The 23,909-nt window shown below is 33.6% G+C and carries 31 protein-coding genes and 1 pseudogene; 15 read left to right on the top strand and 17 right to left on the bottom strand.

Annotated elements, in window-relative coordinates; genetic code table 11:
* The first annotated feature begins 111 nt into the window (after positions 1-111).
* Positions 112-675, top strand: coding sequence for a beta-class carbonic anhydrase (locus tag NST14_RS24380; protein ID WP_000838159.1), 564 nt, complete (start codon positions 112-114; stop codon positions 673-675).
* Here the strand turns inward: NST14_RS24380 and yidD are convergent.
* The gene (gene yidD, locus NST14_RS24375) at positions 672-908 is read right to left on the bottom strand and encodes a membrane protein insertion efficiency factor YidD (RefSeq protein ID WP_000809333.1); all 237 of its coding nucleotides are present in this window, start codon (positions 906-908) and stop codon (positions 672-674) included. The genes NST14_RS24380 and yidD overlap by 4 nt on opposite strands.
* 128 nt (positions 909-1,036) lie before the next feature.
* On the opposite strand from yidD, the gene luxS reads away from it, so the two are divergent.
* On the top strand, positions 1,037-1,510 hold the full coding sequence (gene luxS, locus NST14_RS24370; protein ID WP_001141369.1) for an S-ribosylhomocysteine lyase LuxS: 474 nt from the start codon (positions 1,037-1,039) through the stop codon (positions 1,508-1,510).
* Between the two features lie 484 nt (positions 1,511-1,994).
* On the opposite strand, the gene NST14_RS24365 is transcribed toward luxS, so the two are convergent.
* Genes NST14_RS24365 through ytzI form a run of 3 tightly spaced genes read right to left on the bottom strand, consistent with a single transcriptional unit; the run spans position 1,995 to position 2,588 of the window.
* A complete protein-coding gene (locus NST14_RS24365; RefSeq protein WP_061185174.1) occupies positions 1,995-2,225 on the bottom strand; it encodes a YczI family protein in 231 nt (76 codons plus the stop codon).
* A 44-nt stretch (positions 2,226-2,269) separates the two neighbouring features.
* On the bottom strand, positions 2,270-2,446 hold the full coding sequence (locus NST14_RS24360) for a DUF3953 domain-containing protein (RefSeq protein WP_219993374.1): 177 nt from the start codon (positions 2,444-2,446) through the stop codon (positions 2,270-2,272).
* Positions 2,439-2,588 carry a YtzI protein gene (gene ytzI, locus NST14_RS24355; RefSeq protein ID WP_000472802.1) on the bottom strand — a complete coding sequence of 50 codons (150 nt, stop codon included), beginning with the start codon at positions 2,586-2,588 and terminating at the stop codon, positions 2,439-2,441. The genes NST14_RS24360 and ytzI overlap by 8 nt, the downstream gene beginning before the upstream one ends.
* Positions 2,589-2,671: 83 nt before the next feature.
* On the opposite strand from ytzI, the gene NST14_RS24350 reads away from it, so the two are divergent.
* Positions 2,672-2,989, top strand: a complete 318-nt coding sequence (locus NST14_RS24350; RefSeq protein WP_000435818.1) for a hypothetical protein — start codon at positions 2,672-2,674, stop codon at positions 2,987-2,989.
* 84 nt (positions 2,990-3,073) lie between these two features.
* Positions 3,074-3,553 carry an antimutator 8-oxo-(dGTP/GTP)ase gene (gene mutTA, locus NST14_RS24345; RefSeq protein ID WP_000276388.1) on the top strand — a complete coding sequence of 160 codons (480 nt, stop codon included), beginning with the start codon at positions 3,074-3,076 and terminating at the stop codon, positions 3,551-3,553.
* 208 nt (positions 3,554-3,761) lie between these two features.
* Here the strand turns inward: mutTA and NST14_RS24340 are convergent, their stop codons facing one another.
* The 5 genes from NST14_RS24340 to NST14_RS24320 form a co-directional block, all read right to left on the bottom strand.
* Positions 3,762-4,202, bottom strand: a complete 441-nt coding sequence (locus NST14_RS24340; RefSeq protein WP_000583949.1) for a hypothetical protein — start codon at positions 4,200-4,202, stop codon at positions 3,762-3,764.
* 13 nt (positions 4,203-4,215) lie between these two features.
* Positions 4,216-4,608 carry a hypothetical protein gene (locus tag NST14_RS24335; RefSeq protein WP_000719389.1) on the bottom strand — a complete coding sequence of 131 codons (393 nt, stop codon included), beginning with the start codon at positions 4,606-4,608 and terminating at the stop codon, positions 4,216-4,218.
* Between the two features lie 27 nt (positions 4,609-4,635).
* Positions 4,636-4,980, bottom strand: a complete 345-nt coding sequence (locus NST14_RS24330; protein WP_000604189.1) for a hypothetical protein — start codon at positions 4,978-4,980, stop codon at positions 4,636-4,638.
* Positions 4,981-4,994: 14 nt separating this feature from the next.
* On the bottom strand, positions 4,995-5,918 hold the full coding sequence (locus NST14_RS24325) for an ATP-binding protein (RefSeq protein WP_000238738.1): 924 nt from the start codon (positions 5,916-5,918) through the stop codon (positions 4,995-4,997).
* Between the two features lie 214 nt (positions 5,919-6,132).
* The gene (locus NST14_RS24320; RefSeq protein WP_000617314.1) at positions 6,133-6,804 is read right to left on the bottom strand and encodes an HAD family hydrolase; all 672 of its coding nucleotides are present in this window, start codon (positions 6,802-6,804) and stop codon (positions 6,133-6,135) included.
* Between the two features lie 93 nt (positions 6,805-6,897).
* On the opposite strand from NST14_RS24320, the gene NST14_RS24315 reads away from it, so the two are divergent.
* Both NST14_RS24315 and NST14_RS24310 read left to right on the top strand, forming a co-directional pair.
* Positions 6,898-8,013 carry a recombinase family protein gene (locus tag NST14_RS24315; RefSeq protein WP_229143057.1) on the top strand — a complete coding sequence of 372 codons (1,116 nt, stop codon included), beginning with the start codon at positions 6,898-6,900 and terminating at the stop codon, positions 8,011-8,013.
* Between the two features lie 214 nt (positions 8,014-8,227).
* Entirely contained in the window at positions 8,228-8,455 is a 228-nt protein-coding gene (locus NST14_RS24310; protein WP_000849109.1) for a hypothetical protein, read from the top strand.
* Between the two features lie 34 nt (positions 8,456-8,489).
* Here NST14_RS24310 and NST14_RS24305 read toward each other — a convergent pair whose 3' ends face one another.
* From NST14_RS24305 to NST14_RS24295, 3 genes are read right to left on the bottom strand one after another with little or no spacing between them, the layout of a single operon-like run.
* Positions 8,490-9,296: an ABC transporter permease gene (locus NST14_RS24305; protein ID WP_073541066.1), complete on the bottom strand. Its 807-nt coding sequence runs from the start codon at positions 9,294-9,296 to the stop codon at positions 8,490-8,492.
* Positions 9,289-10,053, bottom strand: coding sequence for an ABC transporter ATP-binding protein (locus tag NST14_RS24300; RefSeq protein WP_000009050.1), 765 nt, complete (start codon positions 10,051-10,053; stop codon positions 9,289-9,291). The genes NST14_RS24305 and NST14_RS24300 overlap by 8 nt, the downstream gene beginning before the upstream one ends.
* Before the next feature lie 11 nt (positions 10,054-10,064).
* Positions 10,065-11,072, bottom strand: coding sequence for an ABC transporter substrate-binding protein (locus NST14_RS24295; RefSeq protein WP_229143056.1), 1,008 nt, complete (start codon positions 11,070-11,072; stop codon positions 10,065-10,067).
* Positions 11,073-11,192: 120 nt separating this feature from the next.
* Here NST14_RS24295 and NST14_RS24290 point away from each other — a divergent pair, with 120 nt between their 5' ends.
* From NST14_RS24290 to NST14_RS31040, 3 genes and pseudogenes are all read left to right on the top strand, one after another.
* Positions 11,193-11,489: a DUF3986 family protein gene (locus NST14_RS24290; RefSeq protein WP_000455572.1), complete on the top strand. Its 297-nt coding sequence runs from the start codon at positions 11,193-11,195 to the stop codon at positions 11,487-11,489.
* A gap of 11 nt (positions 11,490-11,500) precedes the next feature.
* On the top strand, positions 11,501-11,731 hold the full coding sequence (locus tag NST14_RS24285) for a hypothetical protein (RefSeq protein ID WP_000227427.1): 231 nt from the start codon (positions 11,501-11,503) through the stop codon (positions 11,729-11,731).
* 106 nt (positions 11,732-11,837) lie between these two features.
* A pseudogene (locus NST14_RS31040) lies at positions 11,838-11,912 on the top strand (YwbE family protein); the annotation flags it as partial.
* An 82-nt stretch (positions 11,913-11,994) separates the two neighbouring features.
* Here NST14_RS31040 and NST14_RS24280 read toward each other — a convergent pair.
* Positions 11,995-13,248: a glycosyltransferase family 39 protein gene (locus tag NST14_RS24280; RefSeq protein WP_000956217.1), complete on the bottom strand. Its 1,254-nt coding sequence runs from the start codon at positions 13,246-13,248 to the stop codon at positions 11,995-11,997.
* A 290-nt stretch (positions 13,249-13,538) separates the two neighbouring features.
* Between NST14_RS24280 and NST14_RS24275 the strand changes: the two genes are divergently transcribed.
* Positions 13,539-15,608 (top strand): LTA synthase family protein, encoded by a 2,070-nt coding sequence (locus tag NST14_RS24275; protein WP_000873612.1) that lies wholly within the window; start codon positions 13,539-13,541, stop codon positions 15,606-15,608.
* A gap of 357 nt (positions 15,609-15,965) precedes the next feature.
* Here the strand turns inward: NST14_RS24275 and NST14_RS24270 are convergent, their stop codons facing one another.
* Positions 15,966-16,775 carry an alpha/beta fold hydrolase gene (locus NST14_RS24270; RefSeq protein ID WP_000498295.1) on the bottom strand — a complete coding sequence of 270 codons (810 nt, stop codon included), beginning with the start codon at positions 16,773-16,775 and terminating at the stop codon, positions 15,966-15,968.
* A gap of 268 nt (positions 16,776-17,043) precedes the next feature.
* Between NST14_RS24270 and NST14_RS24265 the strand changes: the two genes are divergently transcribed.
* Positions 17,044-18,297: an ATP-binding protein gene (locus tag NST14_RS24265; protein WP_000664875.1), complete on the top strand. Its 1,254-nt coding sequence runs from the start codon at positions 17,044-17,046 to the stop codon at positions 18,295-18,297.
* Positions 18,294-19,514: an ATP-binding protein gene (locus tag NST14_RS24260; protein ID WP_001030620.1), complete on the top strand. Its 1,221-nt coding sequence runs from the start codon at positions 18,294-18,296 to the stop codon at positions 19,512-19,514. The genes NST14_RS24265 and NST14_RS24260 overlap by 4 nt, the downstream gene beginning before the upstream one ends.
* 200 nt (positions 19,515-19,714) lie before the next feature.
* Here the strand turns inward: NST14_RS24260 and NST14_RS24255 are convergent, their stop codons facing one another.
* Positions 19,715-20,635 (bottom strand): Nif3-like dinuclear metal center hexameric protein, encoded by a 921-nt coding sequence (locus NST14_RS24255; RefSeq protein WP_001111103.1) that lies wholly within the window; start codon positions 20,633-20,635, stop codon positions 19,715-19,717.
* Between the two features lie 321 nt (positions 20,636-20,956).
* Here NST14_RS24255 and NST14_RS24250 point away from each other — a divergent pair, with 321 nt between their 5' ends.
* Entirely contained in the window at positions 20,957-21,280 is a 324-nt protein-coding gene (locus NST14_RS24250) for an iron-sulfur cluster biosynthesis family protein (protein ID WP_000289565.1), read from the top strand.
* Positions 21,281-21,578: 298 nt separating this feature from the next.
* The gene (locus NST14_RS24245; protein WP_001255398.1) at positions 21,579-22,484 is read left to right on the top strand and encodes a DMT family transporter; all 906 of its coding nucleotides are present in this window, start codon (positions 21,579-21,581) and stop codon (positions 22,482-22,484) included.
* A gap of 28 nt (positions 22,485-22,512) precedes the next feature.
* On the opposite strand, the gene NST14_RS24240 is transcribed toward NST14_RS24245, so the two are convergent.
* A complete protein-coding gene (locus tag NST14_RS24240; protein WP_000639042.1) occupies positions 22,513-22,734 on the bottom strand; it encodes a hypothetical protein in 222 nt (73 codons plus the stop codon).
* 278 nt (positions 22,735-23,012) lie between these two features.
* Here NST14_RS24240 and NST14_RS24235 point away from each other — a divergent pair, with 278 nt between their 5' ends.
* Positions 23,013-23,396, top strand: coding sequence for an ATP synthase subunit I (locus NST14_RS24235; protein ID WP_000624930.1), 384 nt, complete (start codon positions 23,013-23,015; stop codon positions 23,394-23,396).
* Between the two features lie 234 nt (positions 23,397-23,630).
* Here NST14_RS24235 and NST14_RS24230 read toward each other — a convergent pair whose 3' ends face one another.
* Positions 23,631-23,828, bottom strand: coding sequence for a hypothetical protein (locus NST14_RS24230; RefSeq protein WP_000788116.1), 198 nt, complete (start codon positions 23,826-23,828; stop codon positions 23,631-23,633).
* Between the last annotated feature and the right edge of the window lie 81 nt (positions 23,829-23,909).

Raw genomic sequence — 23,909 nt, 5'->3', positions numbered from 1 at the left:
CGATTATCTGAAAATATCTTATTTTTAATATAAAGCGATATCCTTTTTGAGTTTTTCATATTTTGGTACACTATTTATGTAGTGTAAACGAGAGAAAAGAGGGCCTTTACTATGAAGTCATTAGAAGAGATTTTGCAATACAATGAGAAATTTGTTGAAGAGAAAAAGTATGAAGAGTTTGTAGCGGGGAAATTTCCAAACAAAAAGATGGTAATTATTTCTTGTATGGATACAAGACTTGTTGAACTATTGCCGAAAGCGATGAATATGCGTAACGGCGATGTGAAAATTATTAAAGTAGCAGGCGCTGTTATTTCACATCCATTTGGAAGTATTATGCGTAGTATTTTAGTCGCTGTATACGAACTTGGCGCTGATGAAGTATGTGTAGTTGGTCATCATGATTGTGGTATGGCAAAAATTCAAGCAAGCAGTACGATTGAGAAAATGAAAGAACGCGGTATAACAGAAGAGAAATTAGATATGCTTCGTTATTCTGGAATCGATTTAGAACAATTCTTGCGCGGCTTCTCTAGTGTGGAAGAAAGTGTAGAACATAGCGTATCAGTACTTCGCAACCATCCATTACTTCCGGAAGAAGTACCTGTTCACGGTCTTGTTATCGATCCTGATACAGGAAAATTAGATTTAGTTGTGAATGGTTACGACAATTAAGAATGTACTTTGTCATCCTTTTTATCTGGGACAGGATCAAATCCTCCTGGGTGGAAAGGGTGACATTTTAATATACGCTTACAAGTAAGCCAAAAGCCTTTGAGTGCACCATGCTTTTGAAACGCCTCTAATCCGTAATGAGAACAAGTTGGATAAAAGCGGCAAGTGGGTGGTGTCATCGGAGAAATGAATTTTTGATAAAAGCGTATAATCCCAATAAAAATCTGTTTCATAACGGTCTCCTTTTCAGCATATTCTTAAAGTATTATAGCACGACTGTACATAATACTTTACTAATGTGAATTTCCGTTATATCATATTGGATATAACGGAATTAAATTAAAAGCGGGAGAGATGTTGTATGCCATCAGTAGAAAGCTTTGAATTAGATCATACGATTGTAAAGGCACCTTATGTAAGACATTGCGGAGTTCACAATGTAGGTAGTGACGGTATTGTAAATAAATTTGATATTCGTTTTTGCCAACCGAATAAACAAGCGATGAAACCAGATGTTATTCATACGTTAGAACATTTATTAGCATTTAATTTACGTAAATATATTGATCGTTATCCGCATTTCGATATTATCGATATTTCACCAATGGGCTGCCAAACAGGATACTACCTTGTAGTAAGCGGAACACCGACAGTTCGAGAAATTATTGATTTATTAGAATTAACATTAAAAGATGCGGTTCAAATTACAGAAATTCCAGCTGCAAATGAAACGCAATGTGGTCAAGCGAAGCTTCACGATTTAGAAGGAGCAAAACGTTTAATGAACTTCTGGTTAAGCCAAGATAAAGATGAACTTGAGAAAGTATTTGGATAGAAAGAAAACTGCCTGTGAAAGGGCAGTTTTTTTGTGTCATGATAATAAATAAAATTATATCGACGATTTTTCGAATATATCGACCGTAACTTGAAATATATCAACGATTTTTTTAATATATCGACGTTTCGACATGGAATATCGACTTACCGACAAAAACTGACAAAAAAATCATCCCTATTTTATTACGTGCTTGTAAATGCGAAATTGCTCAAGATTTCATTCTATACGTAGCGAAGGTAGTTTGATATGAGAACGAAGAGTGTAAGAATAGAAACGAAAAAAAAACGGAATGCTCATTGATTTTCGTCCGGATATAAATTTGTTAATTCCGACAAGAATAAAGAAACAACTGAGAATAAATTGTACGTATGGGAGAAGTGAGAAATGATCGGTAATCTGGATATATGTGCAAAGAAAGAGTATGAGAAGCGTGAAAAGTCCTAAAACAATCCGTAATCCAGTTAGCATGTAAATAGATTATTTATCGGAATAGTTCTGAGAAGCTAAGAAATAAAGCACCAGCTCCAGCTATGAAAGCAAATATACCACTAGATTTTCTGTCTTGTTTTATTTCTCCTAGTCCTATAGTGAAAGCCATTAATCCTAAGAAAATGAACATATAAGGCATCATTTCTCTATTACCAGTAAAATATCCGTAAATTACTATACATAATGCAATGAGTGCAAAAATAATCTGTAATCCCTTTAGCATATATATCCCCCTTGTTATTTTATATAGCTAATGATGAGGAAAATCTAAATAAATCCGGTTCCTGAATCTTTTTTCTTTATTTGTTCAAGGGCAATAAGGAATAGTAAAGCTCCTAATAGAAATTGTGAAAGTGGTAGAAAGTTATGTTGACCTGCTAGTAAACGAATACTGGATATGATGTGGCCTAAAATAAGTAGTAGTATACGAAGCGTATTATGAATTCTTCTTGCTGTTTTTTGTATACGGGTTATCTTCTGGTTTATCGACGGAATGTTTATAAGCGTAGCCTTTATTAATCGTCATGACGGAGAGTACTAATATGACTAGGACGATTATAATACCAATAATTAATATTTTAAACATGGAATCCCTCCTTTTCTTTATTTTACATAATTTTGTAATTGATGAAAACAATAGAAATAAAAAGGATGAAAGAAGGGTGTTACATGGAGCAGAAAAAAACATATTATATATCAATAGCAAACGGTCAAATTTCACAAGTGAAGACAGCGGATACGTATAATTTTGAGATTTCCGCAAATGATGAGGAAATTACGGAGTTAAGAGAGTACTTTGATCAAGCGTATGTAGAGGATTTAGGTTCATTTGTACGCTCCCACGTTCCATTTGTTGAGTATCATCATGATTCAAATAATGACCGATATGATGAACAACTACAAAAAGCATATAAAATGATTTACGATTTAGGAAATCATGAGACGAAAGAATTAGTCGCGCAAATGGGAATAATCAATGGATTATAATTGGATAATATTATGCAGAAAAGCGAGAATATGCTACAATTTGTGGTAGGAAAAACTTGTAACCATCAATAGGGGAGTAATGGCATGTACAAATTTAAAGATTATTACCACAACACTGTACAATTATCGTTTGAACGTTATCCATTTTCTCCTGAGCCAAAGCATGTTTGGGTTGTATGCCGGTACGGGGATCAATGGTTATTAACGCATCATTTACGTCGCGGTCTTGAATTTCCAGGTGGAAAAGTAGAACTAGGGGAAACACCGGAAGAAGCGGCAGTTCGAGAGGTTCATGAAGAAACCGGCGGCATAGTTTCTGATTTAACTTACTTAGGACAATATAAAGTATCTGGAAAAGACAAAATAATCATTAAAAACATTTATTTTGCAACAATTAGTGCGGTAGAACAACATACGCATTACGAAGAAACGAAAGGGTCTGTTTTATTAAAAAACATTCCTGACAACATTAAAACGGATAGAAAATTTAGCTTTATAATGCGCGACGATGTATTGGCGCGTACGATGAAACATATAGAAGAAATCGGCTGTTTTACGAAGTAAAGTGGCCGATTTCTTTTTTATTGAGATAGATTTTGATCAACTTCCTAAAATATTTGAGGGACATTATGTTTTCGTAAAAAAGAACTGGTGTGGATGTTTCTGGAAGGAGATTTTGTTTTATCATTTATCGGGAAAGGTTATAGGGAGAATTTATTTATTGAATAAGGGGCCCTGAATTAGGGCCCCTTTTGAAGCGGATGTTTATATATTAGTCTAAAGAAATATAATGAGTAATTACTCCTTTTGGATAAATTCTTTTTTCTAAACAGCGATAAGCAATTTGATTTTGATTAAAATCTAAACGTTCTATTACCCCTTTTTGAACAAGATCATTTAATTTGTCTTGTACTTGATTTGCACTATCCTTACTATCGATGAAGTTCACAATATCTGTATAAGTTCCCATTTCGTATTGATAAAAATATGATTTTACTTTTTTATCAATAGACTTATCCATAAAGTAACCGAGGGTGAAAAGTATAGCTAGTAGAATTAAGGACCAAGGGAAAAATGCAACGATTAAAAATCCTACCCCTATTATAAGGGCAATCCCTATAGCAACTAATAATAGTTGTCCTATAAATCGCAGTAATACAAGTATAATACCTAAACAAAAGAGGGCGCCTAATATATACAATATAATGATCATTTGTAATGCCCCCTTATTCAGCTGAATTAGAGATTTCATAGGATACTTCTTTAGCATCCTGTAATTCTTTTAAGGCACTTTCTGTTAAATTTGATGTTGGAAGTAAATTATTGGTCTCTTTCTTTACCCATTTTTTGGCCGAATCTTGAAAATAACCGTCCATTGATACTTTAAATTCTTTAGAAGACGTGTAAGTTATTTTGAAAATTCCACCTGCAAATGTTAATTTGTCGTTTACTTCTATTTTTTTTATGATTTCTTCTGTACTTTCTGAATATAGTTCAGCGATTTCATTTAAGTTATATTGTATTTTTGGCGATGGAAGAAACTGTTTAAATATTTTTATGAACTCTTCCGTATCTTCTAAAAGTGATCTGAGTTTTTTAAAATCTCCTATTTTTTTCATGCTTTTTATTTTCCTTCCTCAATTATGTTAATTTAATTGTAATTCTAATTCATGAGTTATATCAGTTTCTTGAGAGGTTTTATTAGCCTTTGCTAAAATTTCGGGTGGCACATCGTATTCCGATACTTCACGAGTTACAACAGTTTCATGCCATTGCCCTTGTTGGTCACGAGTGTAGTGTTTTGAAATTTCTTGCATAGCTTCATACATTTTTTTGATGAAAACTTTTGTACCGTAAATGATTGTTTGCATCATTTCTTGTACTTTAGAAATAGCTCGTTTTAACCAATCAACTACACTATTCCAATATCTAGCTAATAAACTACCACCTATTAAAATTCCAGCGCCGACTATGAGTGAAGTTAAAATCATATAAAATCCTCCTGTTATTTCTGTAATTGTGTTTTTACATATTCTTCATCAACAATCCGATCGGTAGTTTTAATATTTTGTTGATGGTTATGTCTTTTACTTTTTAATATGTTTGATATAGAGTCTTTAAAGTATTTATCAGAGACATGAGATTCATTTTTTCTAGCTGCAGCAAATGCTGCATTTAAAATAGCGTTAGATATATCACTTCCAGTGACTCCTGGGTATTCAGTTGCCATTTCAGTTAAATCGAGATTTTGCGGAAGTTCGCGAGGGATTAATTTTCGCCATAGATTTTCCCTTTGTTCTGCATCAGGTAATGAAAAGTGTATATGAGCTAAAATTCTTCTCATAAATGCAGGATCAAAATTAGAGATAAAGTTTGTTGCAAATAAAATAATATCTTGATAATCGTTGAGCAACATGAGTAAAACAGAACGAGTTTGGTTCACGCTTACATCAGTAGAGTTAGACATGTTGGTAACACGTCTACTTAGCATTGCATCAGCTTCGTCGAAAAATAAAATACTATTTGTTTCCTTAGCAACTTGAAAAATATGTACTAAGTTTTTTGCAGTTTCTCCAACATACTTTGATTCAATATCAGCATAGTTTACTACCATTAAGTCACGTTGAAGCTTATTTGCAATTGCGTGGGCAGCCATAGTTTTTCCTGTGCCAGGATCACCATATAAATTAATACCAATTTTTTTTGAAAATTTATGGGTATTATTAAGTCCCCATTTTTCAAAAACAACTTCGCTATTCTTTTGATAAGATAATACATTTAAAAGTTCCTCTTTTGTTTTTTCATTAAGTATAATGTCATCGAAAGAATATTTAGGCTTCTCAGTAGTAAATGCTGCACTTGTTTTTTTGATAATTTCTTTAGGTGGGGAAGGATTTGTTTTTTCTATCCTATTTCCGATCTTAACCATAAAATCACTCCTGTTGTATATAAGGATATATGTATAATTTTCTACTTAAACATTGTAATATAAAAGTTAAATAAATCCAATTCAAAAAATATAGTTGATTTAAAAATCTCGAAAGAAGGCTGTTTTAAAAGATTATTTTAGAACATTCTTCCTTCGTTATTAGCTTACTATTACAAAAGTGATAGGTTAAAATAATCGCTGATATAATTTATTGTTATTTTGTTTTCATCTCTATCTCTAAAAACGAAAGCACCTCCAACAAATCATCCACCACATGCGAATGCTCAAAATCACCCCAAAATGAATCTCTTTTCCAAACACCAAGAATCCCTACTTGTTCAGAACCCAGTACATCATTTTCAGGATGATCCCCAACGTAAAGACATTCTTCTGCCTTCACATCTAGCTTTTTTAAAGCTCTTTCGAAAATTTCAGGATGCGGTTTTTTAATTCCTTCCGCTTCTGAAACGAGAATTGTATTTGTATACGTATGTATGTTTAGTGCGCGAAGATTATTTATCTGAAAGTCAGTAAAGCCGTTTGTAATAATACCAATTTTAATATTTTGTTGTGTTAAACGTCGAAGTAATTCATGCATGTTTTGGAAAGGGATACAATGATGTTGAAAATTTGTAATGTAGTCGTGCAGCAGTTGCTCTTGCGTTAAAGTAGTAATGTTGTATTCAGAAAGGAGAGTAGCATATACTTTATCTTTCCACGTATAGCCATTATTATCTAGTTCGAGAAATCGAGAACAATACTCGGATTTTTCTATGTTCATTAAATGAGAGGCAAAGCGATTATATTGATCATGAATAAATTGTTCTAAAGATTGACGACGATCTAATAGTGTTCCATCTAAGTCGAATAAGACTGCCCGAATCATAGGAAACCTCCTTACAATTTTTATAATTTATTATCGCATATTCGTTAAAAAATGATTATGATATTTTTGTAGAATGTATTGATGGAGGAATGTATGAAGAGACTGTATGGCAAGTTAGTAGGGGTTATCGTTGCAATCGGCTTACTAGCAGGGTGTGAAAGTTCTATGAAGAGTGTGAAAGAAAAAGAAGTGTGTAAAACAGACGAAGAATGTGTGGAAATAGGAGATAAGAAACTTCAAAAAGTATATGAAAAAATAGATGGATTATCTGAGCTTGAAGCAGTAGAAGATTATGAAATAGAAGAGCATGAAAGTGCGGATATGAAAGAGGCAGAGCAGAAAAAAGAAGATGATGATGAAAATTATTTCTTTTTAGCTTCTTATTATATTGATGGTGATGAAATTGTAGATCCTTATTTTGAAAAAATAGAACGGAAACGTTTAAATAAAGTATTTGCTGAAGAGAAAGAAGCGAAAGAAGAGGTGCTACAACAACGTCAAGATAGAGGGTATCATGAAGACTTGTGGGATATGTATCGCACGCTCATTCCAGCTAAATATCGCGGGAATATAACAGAATTTGATCTAATAACGGATGGTTATGACGGTGTTGTTGCTCACGTTATGCCTAGTATAGAGAATCCGAAAGAATGGACTCTTAGCTTAGATACGCTTGATTCTGCGGTAAATATTGATGAAGTGATGAAAACATTAATTCATGAGACGGCTCACGTGTTAACGCTCGGGCATAAGCAAATACCAGTAGATGAAAACTATGTAAAGGATTTTGAAGAGGATAAAGATATTTCGACGTACCGAAATAAATGCGGCAATCTTTTCTTACAAGAGGGATGTGCGAAGGAAAACTCTTATATTAATCAATTTTATAATTCTTTCTGGAAGCCTATTGAGCAGGAGTGGACAGAAAAGAAAGTAGAAGAAAGTGAAGAAACGCAAATTGAATTTTTTAAAGAAAAACATGATGAGTTTGTATCACAGTATGGAACGACAAATGTAGCAGCAGATATTGCAGATACATTTACAGCATTTATTTTGCAAGATTCAAAAAAGGTGAAAGAAGGATCGGAGTTAAAGTATAAAAAAATTGCCTTTTTCTATCAATTCCCTGAGCTTGTAAAAATGAGGGCGGAAGTGTTGGCAGGATTATATGATGTTTCGAAAACGATAGAACAACGAAGTGGAAACTAATGCGGGTTATATATGTTAGCTAAGAAAACGTAAAGAATTGTAGTTCTTTACGTTTTTTATGTTGATAAAATTGAAAATTCTGTATTTTAATTAAAAAGAAGAAGGAACTACCATTATAAAATAGAATTAGTATAAAAATGTCACAATTTAGACACAATTATAATGCGCGTGTTATAGGGACTATAAGTTTACTCTCGAGGAGGTAATGAAACGTATGAAAACGATTCTTGCTGTCGCTGGTCTCATTTGGGTAATGTCTCACGGTTTTCCGATTTTTGAAGGGGAGCAAATTCGTAGTGCATTGGATAAAAAGTTTAATGATTATCATGTGATAGATCGAAAAGATAATGTCGTTACAGTACGTGTGAAAGATTGTTTCCATACAGTTACGGTTGCGGATGGAAACGTTAAAAATGAAACAAAGATGTGTGATAAAAAGTAAAAGAAAGAAGCTGACTATAGTCTATCGCTCTAAGTCAGCTTCTTTTTCGTTTCCCAATTAGAAGTTTTTCAAATGCCTCAACAAACACATACATAAGTGTTGCGAGGACGCATGTGAGTAGTACGCTTAGTAAGACAAGTGTGAAATTAAATACTTGGAATCCGTAGCTAATTAAGTAGCCAAGACCTTGTTTAGAGACGAGAAGTTCGCCGAATATAACACCGACCCACGATAATCCAACGTTCACTTTTAACGTTGAAATAATGGCTGGGAAAGATGCAGGGAGAACGACTTGTTTATAACATTGCCATTTATTTGCGCCAAATGTGTCCATCACTTTTATATAGTTAGAATCGACTTCTTGAAATGCGCTGTAAATAACGAGAATGGTAATGATGATAGAAATGATTACTCCCATTGCAATTGACGAAGAAATATTTGGGCCGAAGATTACAATGATAATCGGACCAAGTGCTACTTTTGGCATGGCGTTTAGGACGACGAGATATGGATCAAGTACGCGGGCGAGAAGTGGTAGCCACCAAAGGAAAGTAGCGATAATGGCTCCGAGCACTGTTCCAAGAATGAAACCTACTCCCGTTTCAAGTAATGTCGTCCATATGTGGACCCAAAGCGAACCGTCCATCCATTTATTAAGGAAGAGATCCCAAATGCTTGAAGGAGAGCTAAAGAGTAAAGGGTCAATCCATTCTTTTTTGCTAGCTATCTCCCATAGTGCAAAGAGAAGAATGAGCAGTAAAAGTTGCAAAGAGCGTGCTAACCATGCGCGCCTGCGTTCTTTTTTCCGAAACTGTTCATGTAGTTGCTTTATATTATCCAAGACGCTCCAGCTCCTTCCATATATTTTGGAAGAGGGATGGGAAGTCATGGTGATGGCGTGATTCTAACGGTGATAAGGAACGGATACTTTCTGGGACGATAAATGTTTTTGCAATTTTTCCAGGATTCGCTTGTAGTAAATAAATACGATCACTCATCGCAATTGCTTCTTCAATATCATGCGTCACGAGTAGTGAAGTTTTCTTATATTTGTGTAGTAAGCTGAAAACGAGATTTTCTAGTTTCAATTTCGTTTGATAATCGAGCGCCGAAAAAGGTTCATCTAGCAATAAAATTTTTGGATCGGTCGCTAACGTTCGAACGAGGGCGGCACGTTGACGCATACCACCGGATAGTTCACGAGGGTATTGCTGCTCTACATCATGTAGACCGACTTGCTTTAAAAGCTGTAAAGTATGTTCTTTCGTCTGTTCATCGTAAATGTTTCGGATATGAAGTCCAAGCATAATATTTTCTTCAATTGTCTTCCAAGGGAACAAGTAGTCTTGCTGCAACATATATCCCATAGATGAAGTTTTCGTTGTAATGGGCTCACCATCTAAAAAGACGATACCTTCAATTGGATCAAGCAGCCCGGCAATAATGGAGAGGAGTGTCGTTTTGCCACAACCACTTGGACCGAGTATCGAAATGAATTCGCCTTCTTCCACTTGTAAACTCATATCTTCAAGAATCAATTTGGCATTCTCTTTTGCGAAAAAGCAGTGAGAAACGTTACGTATTTGTAAAAAACTCATACACTTCGCCTCTATTTCTTAATAACGCTTTCGGCAATTTTCATATTGACGAGCGCTTCATATGGAACTTCTTTTTGTAATTCGCCAGCGTCTTTCATAATCGTTTGGAGCTGTTTCCATTCTTCAGCATCTAATAGCGGATTTGTCGCATAAGAATGTTGCTTTTTATACCGTTCAATTACTTTTACTGTAATGTCTTTTGAAGTGTCTTTAAATACCGGAGAAACGGCATCAGCAATCTCTTCTGGGCTATGAGTATCAACCCATTGCTGCGCTTTATAGAGCGCCCGTGTGAATTTTTCAGCAGCAGCTTTATCTTTCTTTAAGAAACTTTCCTTTGCCATGAACGATGTATACGGAACAGTACCAGATTCATTTCCGAACGAAGCGACGATATAACCTTTACCTTCTTTTTCAAATATACTTGCAGTCGGTTCAAAGAGCTGGACAAATTCTCCCGTACCAGATGCGTAGGCATTTGCAATATTAGCAAATTCGATGTTTTGAATTAAGTTTGTATCTTTGTGAGGGTCAATGCCATTTTTCTTTAAAACGTATTCTCCAACCATTTGCGGCATACCGCCTTTACGCTGTCCTAAAAACGTAACACCTTTTACGTCATTCCAATTAAAAGAGTCTAATTTTTTACGCGAAACTAAAAATGTTCCATCTGTTTGTGTAAGTTGTGCGAAGTTAATGACGGGGTCTTTTGCGCCTTGTTGATGAACGTAAATGGACGTTTCAGAACCGACGAGAGCAATATCAATCCCGCCAGATAATAAGGCAGTCATCGTTTTATCTCCTCCAGCTGTTGTTTGGAGGTCAACATGTAATCCCTCATCTTTAAAAAATCCTTTTTCAATCCCGACATATAACGGGGCATAGAAGAGAGAGTGGGTAACTTCGCCGACTCGAACATTTTGAGTTTGTTCTTTCGTATCTTCTTTTTTACTACTGCAAGCAACAAGTGTGAAGACAGCTAGTAACATGATACAAAAAAAAGCTATTAATTTTTTCACTATATAACACCTCCTAGAAGTCACTCTACAAGCATGATATGTAGGTAAGTGCCCACATGTGAGTGTAGATAGCAGGAATTTTTTTGAGGATAAAGAAGTACAAATATAAGGGGTGATAAAATGGAGTACGAATATGATGATAGCGTACATTTACATCTTGACTATTTTGGAACAGAATGTGATATGGAATCGATTGCTTATAAACGGAAGAATGAAGACGTGTGGGATGTATATTTTAATTTTGGAGCATATGGTCTTCAGAAAGATGGGATTGAGACGGGGAAATTTATGGACGAATATGCTGGTTATTACGTTTTTTCTGTACATGCTCGTGATCTTAGTTGGGAATTTGGAAGTGCTCAATTTGAAGAGTGGGTTTTGAAAAATCATATAGTAGAAAAATCGCTGCAAAAATAAGGAGGAATTTTGTGGTCGATTTTCTCATTTTCTTATTCATTTTTGTAGTGGGATTTTTTATTATGCAAGTGCTCATTTACCGATTTGCAAAGAAAAACATCCAAAAATATACAAAAACAAAATGGATTCATATGTGGCTAGAGATGAATATGAAAAAGGGTCCGAGATTAGATTTTTTTGATTTTGTAGTTATTGTACTCGTATGTATCGTATGGAAAATATGGCTGTTTCCTTTTATATAATACACATGCTAATGATTTTTTCTTTTATCATAAAATAACGAAAAGAACCTGTCTTGTGGCGGGTTCTTTTCGTTATAGTAATAGTTGTAAAAAACTTGCATTTATAAGTGAAATAGTGAGTAGTATTGTGAAAGATATTTTGACAAATACAGAAACATATACATACGGAATTAAAGTGTGATTACAGAATGGACAAATTGGCTGTGTGCAAAGTGTGGGGTAATAAGAAAGAGGTCGTCCACCGTTGGACGACCTCTTTCTTATTATGCTTGGTTCGTGCGGAAGAATGGAAGCTTCTGCACAATGTGAATTAATCCGTATGCAAGAATTAAGCACATAAGAGGATTAATGAAAAATCCATAGCGATTAATTGCTAAGAATAAGTTTGAGAAGATAATGTAAATAATAGAACTTGCTACTAGCATCATAACGCGTTTATGTTTAAATGAATTTAGCATGAAGCAGAAGCTGCTCAAGAATGTACCGATGATAAACACTCTATGACATAGTTGCATAAAGTTGTGAATACGGTATTGGTCTACAGCAGGAGCTGTTTTGAATAATTCAATTGTTTTACCGACAGTGAACCAAGAGAACCAATAAGTGAAGTCCGTCTTAAAGCCGTTCTTGATTAATTCTTTTGCGTATGCCCCTTTGTCATCTAAGCCTTTGGCTCTCATTTCATTTACTATATTTTCATATCCAATTTTATTAAATGGATCAGCACCCGCAATTAGTGGATCAGCACCTTGGGTTGAGAATAAAATAAATTGGTTGAGTGCTAAATAGTTACGAACAACCCATGCACCAATAATAAAGAAAGGTCCGATAAACCATAACAATCCGATTCGAATGGAGTCTTTAAATCCATATGTAAATAACACAACAAGAACAGGAATGAGCATCATTGGAGCTGGATTTGGACGGAACATAAGTAAAATTGAAACGACAATTCCAAACCATATATGGAATTTCACTTTATTGTATTTCCATGCGAGAACAAATACATATACACATAACGCTAATAAGAATATGGATGGAACTTCTGTTAGCAATGTACGGAAGTATGTATAGTTACTTGGATAAATAGCATATAAAATACTTGCAACAATTCCATAAATGTTTTTTTCGAACAATTCTTTTCCTATTAAGAATACTAATAGCACTGTGCATAGGTTCATAATCATGTTAATAACAGTTGCTACGTAATAGTAAGGAATTGATGTAATATCAGAAATAATCATAGCGCCAGCTAATAGTAATGGCTGACCTGGTGTGATATATGCATTTTTCCCTGGAACTTCACTAGGTTCTAAATACACATAACCAAATACACCATGTTTTAATAGTTGTTCAGCTGTTAACGAATAGTTAAAGGCATCATTTGCACCATATGTTACTTTGACTAACTCTCCATCTAATCCTGGCTGTTTTACTAAACAAAAAACGTGCAACAGGAAAGAAAGCGCCAAAATTGCATATACCGCTTTAGGCAAACTCTTAAACTTAGTAAGCAAAAATGAGCAACTCCTTTTTTATTAATTCTTTCGTATTTTCATGTGAAATCTTTAATAGTATTAAGGATTTCCAAAACATAGTTATTATATCATAAAGTGGAATGCTGAAATTAAGTTTTTCAAGAATGAGTAATTTGTATGCCATAATTTAACTGTTTACTAAGGGAATATTAAGACAATACATTTATGATAGAATCAACTATGCAGACGAAATATGTCATATATGTTATTTTAATAGAAATAGTTCTTTCGATGCGGGGGAAATTAAGACATAGAAACGAGGGAATGAATTGAAGTATGGTTCTACACTTTTTGATCTTCCAAAAAGAAATATATTAATTTCTAGCATTATAAGTAGTATGGTGACTTTATTAGTAATAACTATGCTGTTTATGCTTTTAAAGGTTTTTAATTTAGACATAATGAAAGCTCATTTAAATCAAAATCTTGTTTTAATTGTTATGATGATTTTCATATGGGGCATAACATTTTATATTTCACATTTTAATAAAAAAGAGATGTCTACACTTAGGGCATCCCTACGAGTGCATTTTGTATTATTTTTACTAGCTCATACAGTAGCGTTATTTTATATTGTCATGCAAGTTAATATGAGTTTCATAGAGGCAATGAATTGGATTTACTTGTATAACATGCAGTTTATATTAAGTTTTGTAGTAATTTATGCAATATACATTCTTGTTTATAATTTAATAGGCAAGGTTTTTCTAAGTATGATTTTAACGAGCTGTACGTTAGTCATTTTAGGTATTGTGAATTATTTAAAGCTTATTTTTAGAGGTGATCCGCTGTATCCTTCTGATTTCACACAAATTATGCATATGCAATCTGTTATACCGATGGTGATGGACTATTTTAGCTGGAGTTATATTTTTGTCATTATCTTAAGTATCGTGGCTTGTATTGTAGCAGGGATATATATGAGAAGGTATATTCAAAATGTAAAGACTCATCTAGGAATAAGAGCCTTATTAGTAGTAGGATCTATTTTTGTTCTATATGCGTACGGTAATTTTGCGAACACATTTATGAATAAAGTATTTCAAAAATCAGGTGTAGATTTTGTTTTGTGGGATCAAAATGAGAACTATGCTTCAAATGGTTTTGTACTTGGGTTTATTAGCAATTTAGATACAACAGTTATGGAAAAACCCAAAAATTATTCTAAAGAAAATATGCTTCAAATAGCAAACGATATAAAAAAACAATATAGTGGAAATATAGGGAGCCAAAAGAAAAAAGAGAAACCGAATATTATTTTTGTAATGAGTGAATCGTTTTGGGATCCGACGAAAGCAACTAACCTTTCTTTTAGTGAAGATCCTGTACCAAATTTACATCATTATATAGAAAACTTTCCTGGTGGACAAACTATTTCTCCTACATTTGGGGGAAATACGGCGAACGTTGAATTTGAGGCATTAACGAGTTATTCAATGAGTTTGTTAAAGCCAGGTTCTATACCATATCAGCAGGTTATTACAAATAAGAAAGAAATTCCATCAATCCCTACGGCGTTGAAAAAAGAAGGGTATTACACAAGTGCAATTCATTCATTTGGTCGCACATTCTTTAAACGTGATGATGTATATAAGGTGTTAGGATTTGATAAATTTAATGCAGCGGATACGATGGAAAATGTAGATGTTGATGGAGATTATATTAGTGATTTAGCGATGAGTAAAGAGATAATTGCTGAGTTAGAGAAACAAAAACAACCTACATTTATTCATGCAGTTACGATGCAAAATCATTTTCCATTTACAGAGGGCCGATTTGGTGAAAACCTAATAGAAATTAGCGGGCTAGAAAATGAAGAATCAAAGGGAGAATTAGAAACGTATACAGAAGGGTTAAGACGTTCAGATGAGGCCCTTCAATATTTAATAGAGCAACTAGATAATTTAGATAGACCTACATTATTAGTATTCTTTGGAGATCATCTTCCATCATTAGGAACAAATAAATCTTTTTATAAAGAGAATGGGTATATAACGAATGAAAAAACACCGAGCGAACGTTTAGCGATGGCCCAAACGCCGCTATTAATGTACGCAAACTTTGATATGCCAAATGATAATTTAGGTGTAGTAAGTCCAATTTATTTTTCTAATCTTATTTTTGATTATGCAGGATTAAATAAATCTTTATTTTATCAATTTTTATCGGGATTTTACAAGGAAATACCGGTGCTTAGAGATGAATTAAAAGTTGATAAAAATGGAGAAGTAATCAATGATTTAACAAAGAAACAAAAAGAAATGTTAGAGCAATATAAAATGCTTCAGTATGATTTACTTGTTGGAAATCAATATAGTAAAGATATCCTCTTTAAATAAAGTGAAACTTTAATCAGTGGGGGTTTTCTTCATCCTCCACTGATTATTAGCCTTCACCAATCGGACTTTTATGGGCAGCCCGACCCCCACCTAACTTCTTTGCTTTGCTGAATTTTGAGGTGGGGGTCTTACTGCCCGTTAAAGCGGGATAAAAGAAACAAAAAGAACTTGTATAACGATACAAGTTCTTTTTTATAGTATTTAACGGGGTAACCAGACAAGCTGGGTTTAGGGAGTATTACCTGTACATTTAGTATAAATGAAAATGTAACCGTTTTATCGAATGATTTGTGAGAAATGTGTGAATTTTAACCTTTTTAAAAACTACGTTCCTATCGATACATTTGGCATAGTTTTTTATGAATGCAAAAACTTTATAAGTTCTTCGTTTAATTCATCCGCTTGATCAATTGGAGAGCCGTGACCACTATTTGTGAGAGGATGTAACTGAGAATTTTTAATACGCTTTTGCGTAAGTTCAGCGCTTTTGTATGGGATAAGTTGATCATGAATACCGTGGAATATTTTTGTTGGCACGTTAATTTTACTCAAGTCTTTCGTTACATCTTCATTTGCGGCTGCTTGCAATATTTTGATGAGAGCATAAGAAGCAGACTGCATACCGAGATAAGAAAACCATTCTAGCGTAGCAGATCCTAAGTTTCTATTAAAAAATGATAAAGATACATCATTTAAAAATTTAGGCATATTGGCATACATTTGATTAATGAGAGTGTCTGCTTGTTCTTTTGGGACACCATAGGGAGATTCTTGATTTTTAACGAAAGAGGGGGAAACGGCATCGACTAATACAAGTTTAGAAATACGATGACCATTATAGCGAGACATGTACCGAATAGAAAGAGCACCACCTACTGAGAAACCAATTAATGTAGCATTTTCGACTTGAAGTGCTTCTAAAACGATGGCGATATCGTCTGCTAAACGATTGTATGTGTAACCAGTCCATGGTTTATCAGATTGTCCATTTCCGCGTATATCCATAGCGATGCAGCGGAAACCGTGTTGTGGTAACACGTTGAGCTGATATTGGTACATTTGATGATTTAAAGGCCAGCCATGGACGAAGAACACGGTTTTACTACCGGGACCGGGATTAACGTCTTGCACAAAAATATGCACATCTTTTTCAACGGTAACAAACATGAATGAGCCTCCTATTCATACGCGAGGAGCGTATGATTTTGTTCTATTAAGACACTAAGCTTTCCTTCATTTTTTGCCGCTTATATAAAATCTCTCCCACATAATATACGTATTATTGTTTATAATTTTTATGATTGTATATCGTCTGAAAATATCACGGTTTTGGGATGATTTTCCTCAAATGTTCGATTTATCTTTGTTTGTATAAGAAAATCATTTATTATAATAAATGGTATTCTTCGAGATATTATGTTGAAGGGGTGTTGAAGTGAAGGAAAGTTTTCTATCATATAAAGAAGAAGAAAGGAATGCCAAAATCTTTTTGTGGGTGCTATACGTCATTGTTGTTTCATACCAAATTTTCTATGCAATCGTATTAGAAAATAAATCACTAACGGATAAGGGACATAGCATACTATGGCAAGTTATTTGCGGAACTGCAATACTCGGTGTAAATGTATATTTAATAAAAAAAGAGAAAGTGAATTTTGTGAAATATGCATGTGTATTTGCATACATAGGAATAGAAATTGCTAACATATTTTCGTATATGCTTTATAATGAGGCGGCATTTGATGGGGGAAATATAGTAGAAATTATTCTTATCTTCTTTGTACCTATATTTTTAAATAAAAAATATTTTGTGTTTGTACTTTCAACTATTGTAGGGAAATATGTAATTTACTTATTTGTATTAAAAGAAGTAAAAGGATTTATGTTCCTCATTATGTATACACTCGTATTAATAGCAGCATACATCATTTTAAATCGATTTATACAATACCTTTCAGCGGTAAAGGAAAGTATTAAGATTGCTAGTGAATCACAAAAATTAGCAGTAATCGGAAAGATGGCAGCGACAGTGGGACATGAAATTAAAAATCCACTTGCTTCATTGAAAGGGTTTACGCAATTACAACGAGAGAAGCATGAAGAGGACCCTATTTATAAACAGATGATTTTTGAAATAGAAAATATGAATAATATGATAAGTGAATTGATGGAAGTTGCTACATGTAAACCTTCTATTTATAAGAAACATAATATAGGTGAAATTGTATTACAAGCAGTAGCAATTCTTCGAGAAAAAATGAATGAATCTAGTATCCAGCTTATTTCTAATATCGAAGAAAAGATGATAGAAATTGAATGTGATGAGCGGAAAATGCGAGGAGTTTTTCTATATGTCATAAAAAATGCTCTGGAGGCGATGGAGCAAGGTGGCACATTAGAGTTACGGTTAGAAAATAAAGGACAAGATTATGTAATGCTAAGTGTAATCGATAATGGTTACGGTATTAAGAAAGAGAATGTGGCTCGTGTTACAGAAGCTTTTTATACAACAAAACAAGATAAAATTGGTTTGGGACTTACGGTAGCAGATCGAATTGTCAACGAACACCTTGGTACGTTACATATTTCAAGTGAAAGAGATAAGGGAACGAGAATAGATATTATTCTTCCAAAAAAGTGTGGAAATAATGAAATCCAATTGAGAGAAAAGCTAGGAGTTACCATATGAATAAAGACGGTATATTTAAAAATGAAGAAATGAAGGCGCTGAAAATATATTTAAGTTTATTTTTCATTATATTTTTTGTATACGATCTTGCCTACGAATTTATTGTACCTTTAATAGGAGGAGAGCAAGAAGGAGTAGGACAATTTGAAGATGGTTTAGGTTTATGGCTTTATTTTCTGATGGTGGTTTTATTTTGCATTGGAATATACTTTATGAAATGGAAAAATCCATTTGCAGTAAAGTATATTATTCTAATTGGGTATAATCTATTAGATTTTATCCATAATATTATGATTTACTACGGTAGTGATACTGAGTTTGATGGTGGGAATATAGTAGAAGGGTTTTTTATTTTATTTGCCCCACTTTTTGTGAATAAAAGATATTTTTGGTTAGTTCCGAGCATACTTGTTGGAAAATATGCTCTTATAGGAATCATGATTCACTCATCACTCGTTTTAATCCCGATGGCATTATATAGCGTATTTACTATCATATGTTGGATTATGTTTGTAAGGTTCCAATCTTACGTTCGTACGCTTGAGATGATGAATAAAGAAATACAACAAACAGAAAAGTTAGCAACTGTTGGGAAAATGGCTACAGTTATTGGTTCCAAAATTAAAAGACCTTTAGCTAATTTAGATAAATTTGTAAATAAGCAAGCGGTTAAATATCCAGAGGATAAAATATATAGTGATATTATGAAACAAGAAGTAGAACGAATTCATACAATCGCTACAGAACTTAGTGGATTTGAGAAATCTAAATCAATAGAATCAGAAGTTCATAATATAGAAGAAATTATCGCTTATGTTATTCGAGTTATGGGGAAGCCTGCTTTAAATCAAGGTGTGCACATACAAGGTATTTATAGTAAAGACATACCATCGATTACATGCGATGAAAAACGATTAAAACAAGTGTTTTTTAATTTAATTAAAAATGCGATTGAAGCAATGTCAGTTGGCGGAACGATTACGATTAAAGTGACTGTAGAAGATGCAATCATTGTTCAAGTTAAGGATGAAGGTTGCGGCATTCCAAAAGACAAAATCCCGAAGCTAAATGAAGCCTTTTACACAACAAAAGAAACGGGAACAGGTTTAGGCTTAGTAGTTACAGAAAAAATCATTAAAGATCACAACGGTAAAATAAGTTTTGAAAGTGAAGTTGGGGTTGGAACGACGGTGAAGGTTATGTTGCCGATACAATAAAAAATATATTTTAAAAAGGGAAATCATTTATTTGAGAGTGATTTCCCTTTTTTGTGAATAAAAATCCGGAAGTGTTTACACTATTGGTGCATTATATCTAATTACGAATCTAAGATATGGGTATTTTTATAGTGATAATATATAGTGAATTTGTCTGTTATTGATTTTTTTAGAATTGAAATGGATATATCTTTTATATACTATAACCACCATTTTTCCTGTGGAATCAAAGTAACATCCACTTCAAAATTTTCTTTAAACCAATTATACATCAATGTTTCTTTCACTAAATATTCAGAGGCAGAGTGTGATACACCGATGAGTGACATATTCGTTTCTTTTACGTAATCCATAATGAGCGAGTATTTCTGTTTACCGTAATCATTGTCGATATGGCAATGGATTTCCCCAGTAATATATGCTTCAGCACCTTTTGCTTCTGCTTCTTTCATGAGAGACACGACATCACCACATCCTGCAATAATTGCAATTTTTTTGATAGAATCATGTTGTTTACCTTCGAAGTCTGTATAAGGAATATGGAAGAGATTTTTTAGACGCTTTTGGAGTGCTTCTGTGGATGTTTCATCTATTTCACAAATAAGGCCAACTGGCTCTTGTTCTGGACCTTCATATGCAAAGCCGTCAACTACATGAGCATGTAAAGATTTTGCAATTGAAATGCTCGTTCCATGCGTTTGATGAATATCCATTGGTCCGTGACATGTATATATAGAAAGTTGTTTTTCTTTTATTGCTTGCAAATATTTTTCAGGTATTGGAATAAAACCACGATCTGATTTTCCAAGCGGATCACCGCATTCCATTACAAGTGGGTGGTGCAGAAAAAGTAAATCACCAGATGTGGACTGTGAAATGAATGTTTCAAGAACGTCATTTGTAGGAAAAACAGCTAAAAATACTTTATTTACAGTTTCAGCTCCTCGTATCATAAGACCGTTAAATAGCTCTACAAAATTGGTTTCGAAAAATTGTTGCCACGGAAAGTGGATAGGATCATATACAGATGGGATAAATCGACTAAAGGCACTATCTTTTCCATATTTTTCAATTTGGAACAAATGATTGAGTGATTGTTCTATTTCTTTTAAAGCTGGCATGTTATGTTATCCTCCTTGAACTAATTAGATGTTTTTGTTCTTCACAGCGAAATAAGAAGCGGTTAGGAAACAAATAAAACCTAAAATCCAACCAATAGAAGGAGAATAAGGAAGTATATGTTGTAATATCATACCGCTAGAAATAAAAAAGCTACCGAGTAGACCTAGGAAGATGGGGTATCGCAGTAATTTGAGCATGAGTGATACAACCTCCTTTACTACATACATTGTATATTGTTCGTAATTTTCTGTATATATTTTTAAAGAAAAATGGTGGTACAATATATGAAGGATACGAGAAGAGAGGATGAAGATTAGAGTATGTACGTTACTGTAACAGAAGCAGCATATAAAAAGATTATGGATACGATTCCAAATGAAGCGAAATATATAAAGTTATTTTACGATAATGAAGGTTGCGGTTGTGTAATGAGCGGAATTATCGATTTAGTAGCTGTAGCAGAAAAAGATGAGCGCGATGTGGATATCGAATCTAGCACAATGAATTTTATCGCAGATCGCACAAAGCTTGTATTTATGGATGATAAATTAACAGTTGATTGGCATGAAGGTGGAGGGACGTTTCAGCTGAAGAGCCCGAGCCAATTTTATAATCCAAATATGAAGTTACACGTTCGAGTGTAGTAAAGAAAAGGTGGTTCCAAAACGTATTTTGGAACCACCTTTTTTATTGTATAAGTCGCTATTCTTGTCGTTTTTTGTTGATAAGTCGATATATTTAAAAAATCGCTGATATAATTCGAGTAGCGCCGATATATTTTGAAAATCGCCGATATAATCAGAGTTGCGCTGATATATTCAGAAAATCGCTGATATAATTTCATGCCCCAAAACGTTTCATACAATAAAAAGATTTTTTCACATAATGAAATGTACATATGATTGAATTTTCTGTATAATTTTATTTGCGGAGGGGATACGCATGAGAAGATGGGGAATTGAGTTATTAATTTTAGCAGTCGTTATTATTTGGGGGATTAATTTTACGATTGCGAAATATGGACTTTTAGAATTTACAGCAATTGAGTTTACTGCACTTCGGATGATATCGGCGGCACCACTTATGTTACTCCTTACATTTTTTATTGAAAAGTCGGTTTATATGGAGAGAAAAGATATACCTAGATTAATCATCGTTAGCGTTGTAGGTATTGTACTGTATCAAACGTTATTTATGGAAACTGTTAAATATACATCCGCTACAAATGCCTCTTTACTCATTTCTATTTCACCTATTTTTACAACTGTATTTGCGATTATCTTAAAACAAGAAAAGTTTTCTTCTCGAAAGCTTATCGGTTCGATTATTGCCTTTTGTGGTGCAGCCTTAGTTTTAGTAGCAGGGCATTCACTGGCTAGTTCTTTTTACGGGAATGGGATTGGACTCATTACATCAATATGTTGGGGGCTTTATCCTGTTTTAGCTGGTCCATTAATTAAAAAATATTCAGCGCTACGTGTTACCGCATGGTCAGCACTAGTTGGCGCGATTCCACTCTTGCTTTTAAGTGGACCATACGTATTTATAATGCCATTTCATATTACACATGGAATAACACTATTCGCTTTACTATATTCTATTTTCTTTGTAACAGTATTTGGTTTAGTAATGTGGTATGTTGGTGTTCAAAAAATTGGAGCATCACATACGATGGTATATATGTATATAACGCCACTTGTAGCTGTTTTATTTGCAGCTGTATGGGCAAATGAATACGTATCGTTTCAACAAATAATCGGTGGAATTATTATTTTCTTCGGTTTATGGTTTGTGAAATCGGAGAAAGTAAAAGTGCATTCTACTGCGGGGGAACCTATATCAAAATAGGAAAACAGATCACCTATGATCTGCTTTCCTATTTTTTTATTTTTGGTAAGAAGATGAGAAATAAGATCGCAGTAATAAGTGGAATTAAGTTTAAAAATGGAATACGGAAGAGTGTAATAAGAATAATACCCGGAAGAAGGACACCGAGGACAGCGTAGAAAATACTATGGTTTTTCGTGTACCAATATAATGAAAGTCCAATAAGTGCAGGGATAATAAGGTGAATGAGAGCCATTAAAAAATAAATCATTAGACGCCCCCTTTATTTGTGTACTTATTACATCATATCCGTATGTTCATAGATTGATATCAATTTTTTCATAAATGGACGAAAAATGTTTGAAAAAACGTCACAAATTATGGGGGGATGATCTTTGAAATCTTGTATAATATTATTTTCTAAAAATATTTAAACAACATAAACATACCGTTTATGTTGTTTTTAATTTGAGTGAAATGAATGTAAGTAGTATAGACTTGAAAAAATTTATTGTTGGATAGATAAAAATTACTGAAGAGGAGAACATCATGATTAGTATGTCATTAAGGTCGTTTAAAATTCAATCGTATTATATACTAGGTATTCTTTTACTAGGCTGGATGGTAACGCCGTTTTCAGCACATTTTTTAGGTGCAGGAATTGGACTTATCGTAAGTATGTATTGCGTTTGGCTTTTAGGGAGACGAATTGAGAAGCTTGGAGATAGTATCGTAAAGAAAACGAAAGCGCCGACGCTCGGTATGTTTAATCGTTTTGCGGCTGCTATTTTAGGCGCTATTATTATGTACGAAATTGAGCACCATATGGTAATGTGGGCATTTGCAGTAGGGATTATGGGCGGTTATTTTTTAATCGTTGTGAACTTAGGTTATTATAGTATGAAAGATGAAAAGGAACTAACAAAAAGATAAAGAGCCTCTTTTTAGATGGAATAGAGGATCTAGCGAGGGATAGAAGCGTTTAAATCCTTTTTTAGCTCCATACGTTGTGAAACTAGAGGGATGTAATTTATATGTTCGAATCCGTAAGTTGTATGTGTGAAAATGAATTTACCCTAGAATAAGGAATCCAGCGATGAATAGTACAACAGGAAGCGAAACATTGCATAAAATACAGGTTTTTGCTTCCGATAAGTTAACATGAAATTACGTATTAGTATGACTTTTATGTTCTTTAAAAAAGTTGGATATAATACAAAAAACTATTCCGGTAATTAGAATAATATATTTTATCGTTTCACTTGTATGCTCAAATAAATTAACGTTAAGCATTACAAGTCCCCAAAACATTTGAATCGCTCCATAACTGAATAAAATTTTTCCTGTACGAGAAAAATTTTTCATAGGTTTCACCCCTTCCTATATATGTAAATTATATCATGAAAAACTAAAAATAAGTAAATATAAAGTGAAAATTCTGTGAAT

The sequence above is a fragment of the Bacillus sp. FSL W8-0519 genome (assembly GCF_038005585.1).
In the GTDB taxonomy this organism is placed as follows: Bacteria; Bacillota; Bacilli; order Bacillales; family Bacillaceae_G; genus Bacillus_A; species Bacillus_A paranthracis.
The sequence above is the reverse complement of the archived record's forward strand: the minus strand, read 5'-3'. Positions and strand labels throughout refer to the sequence as shown.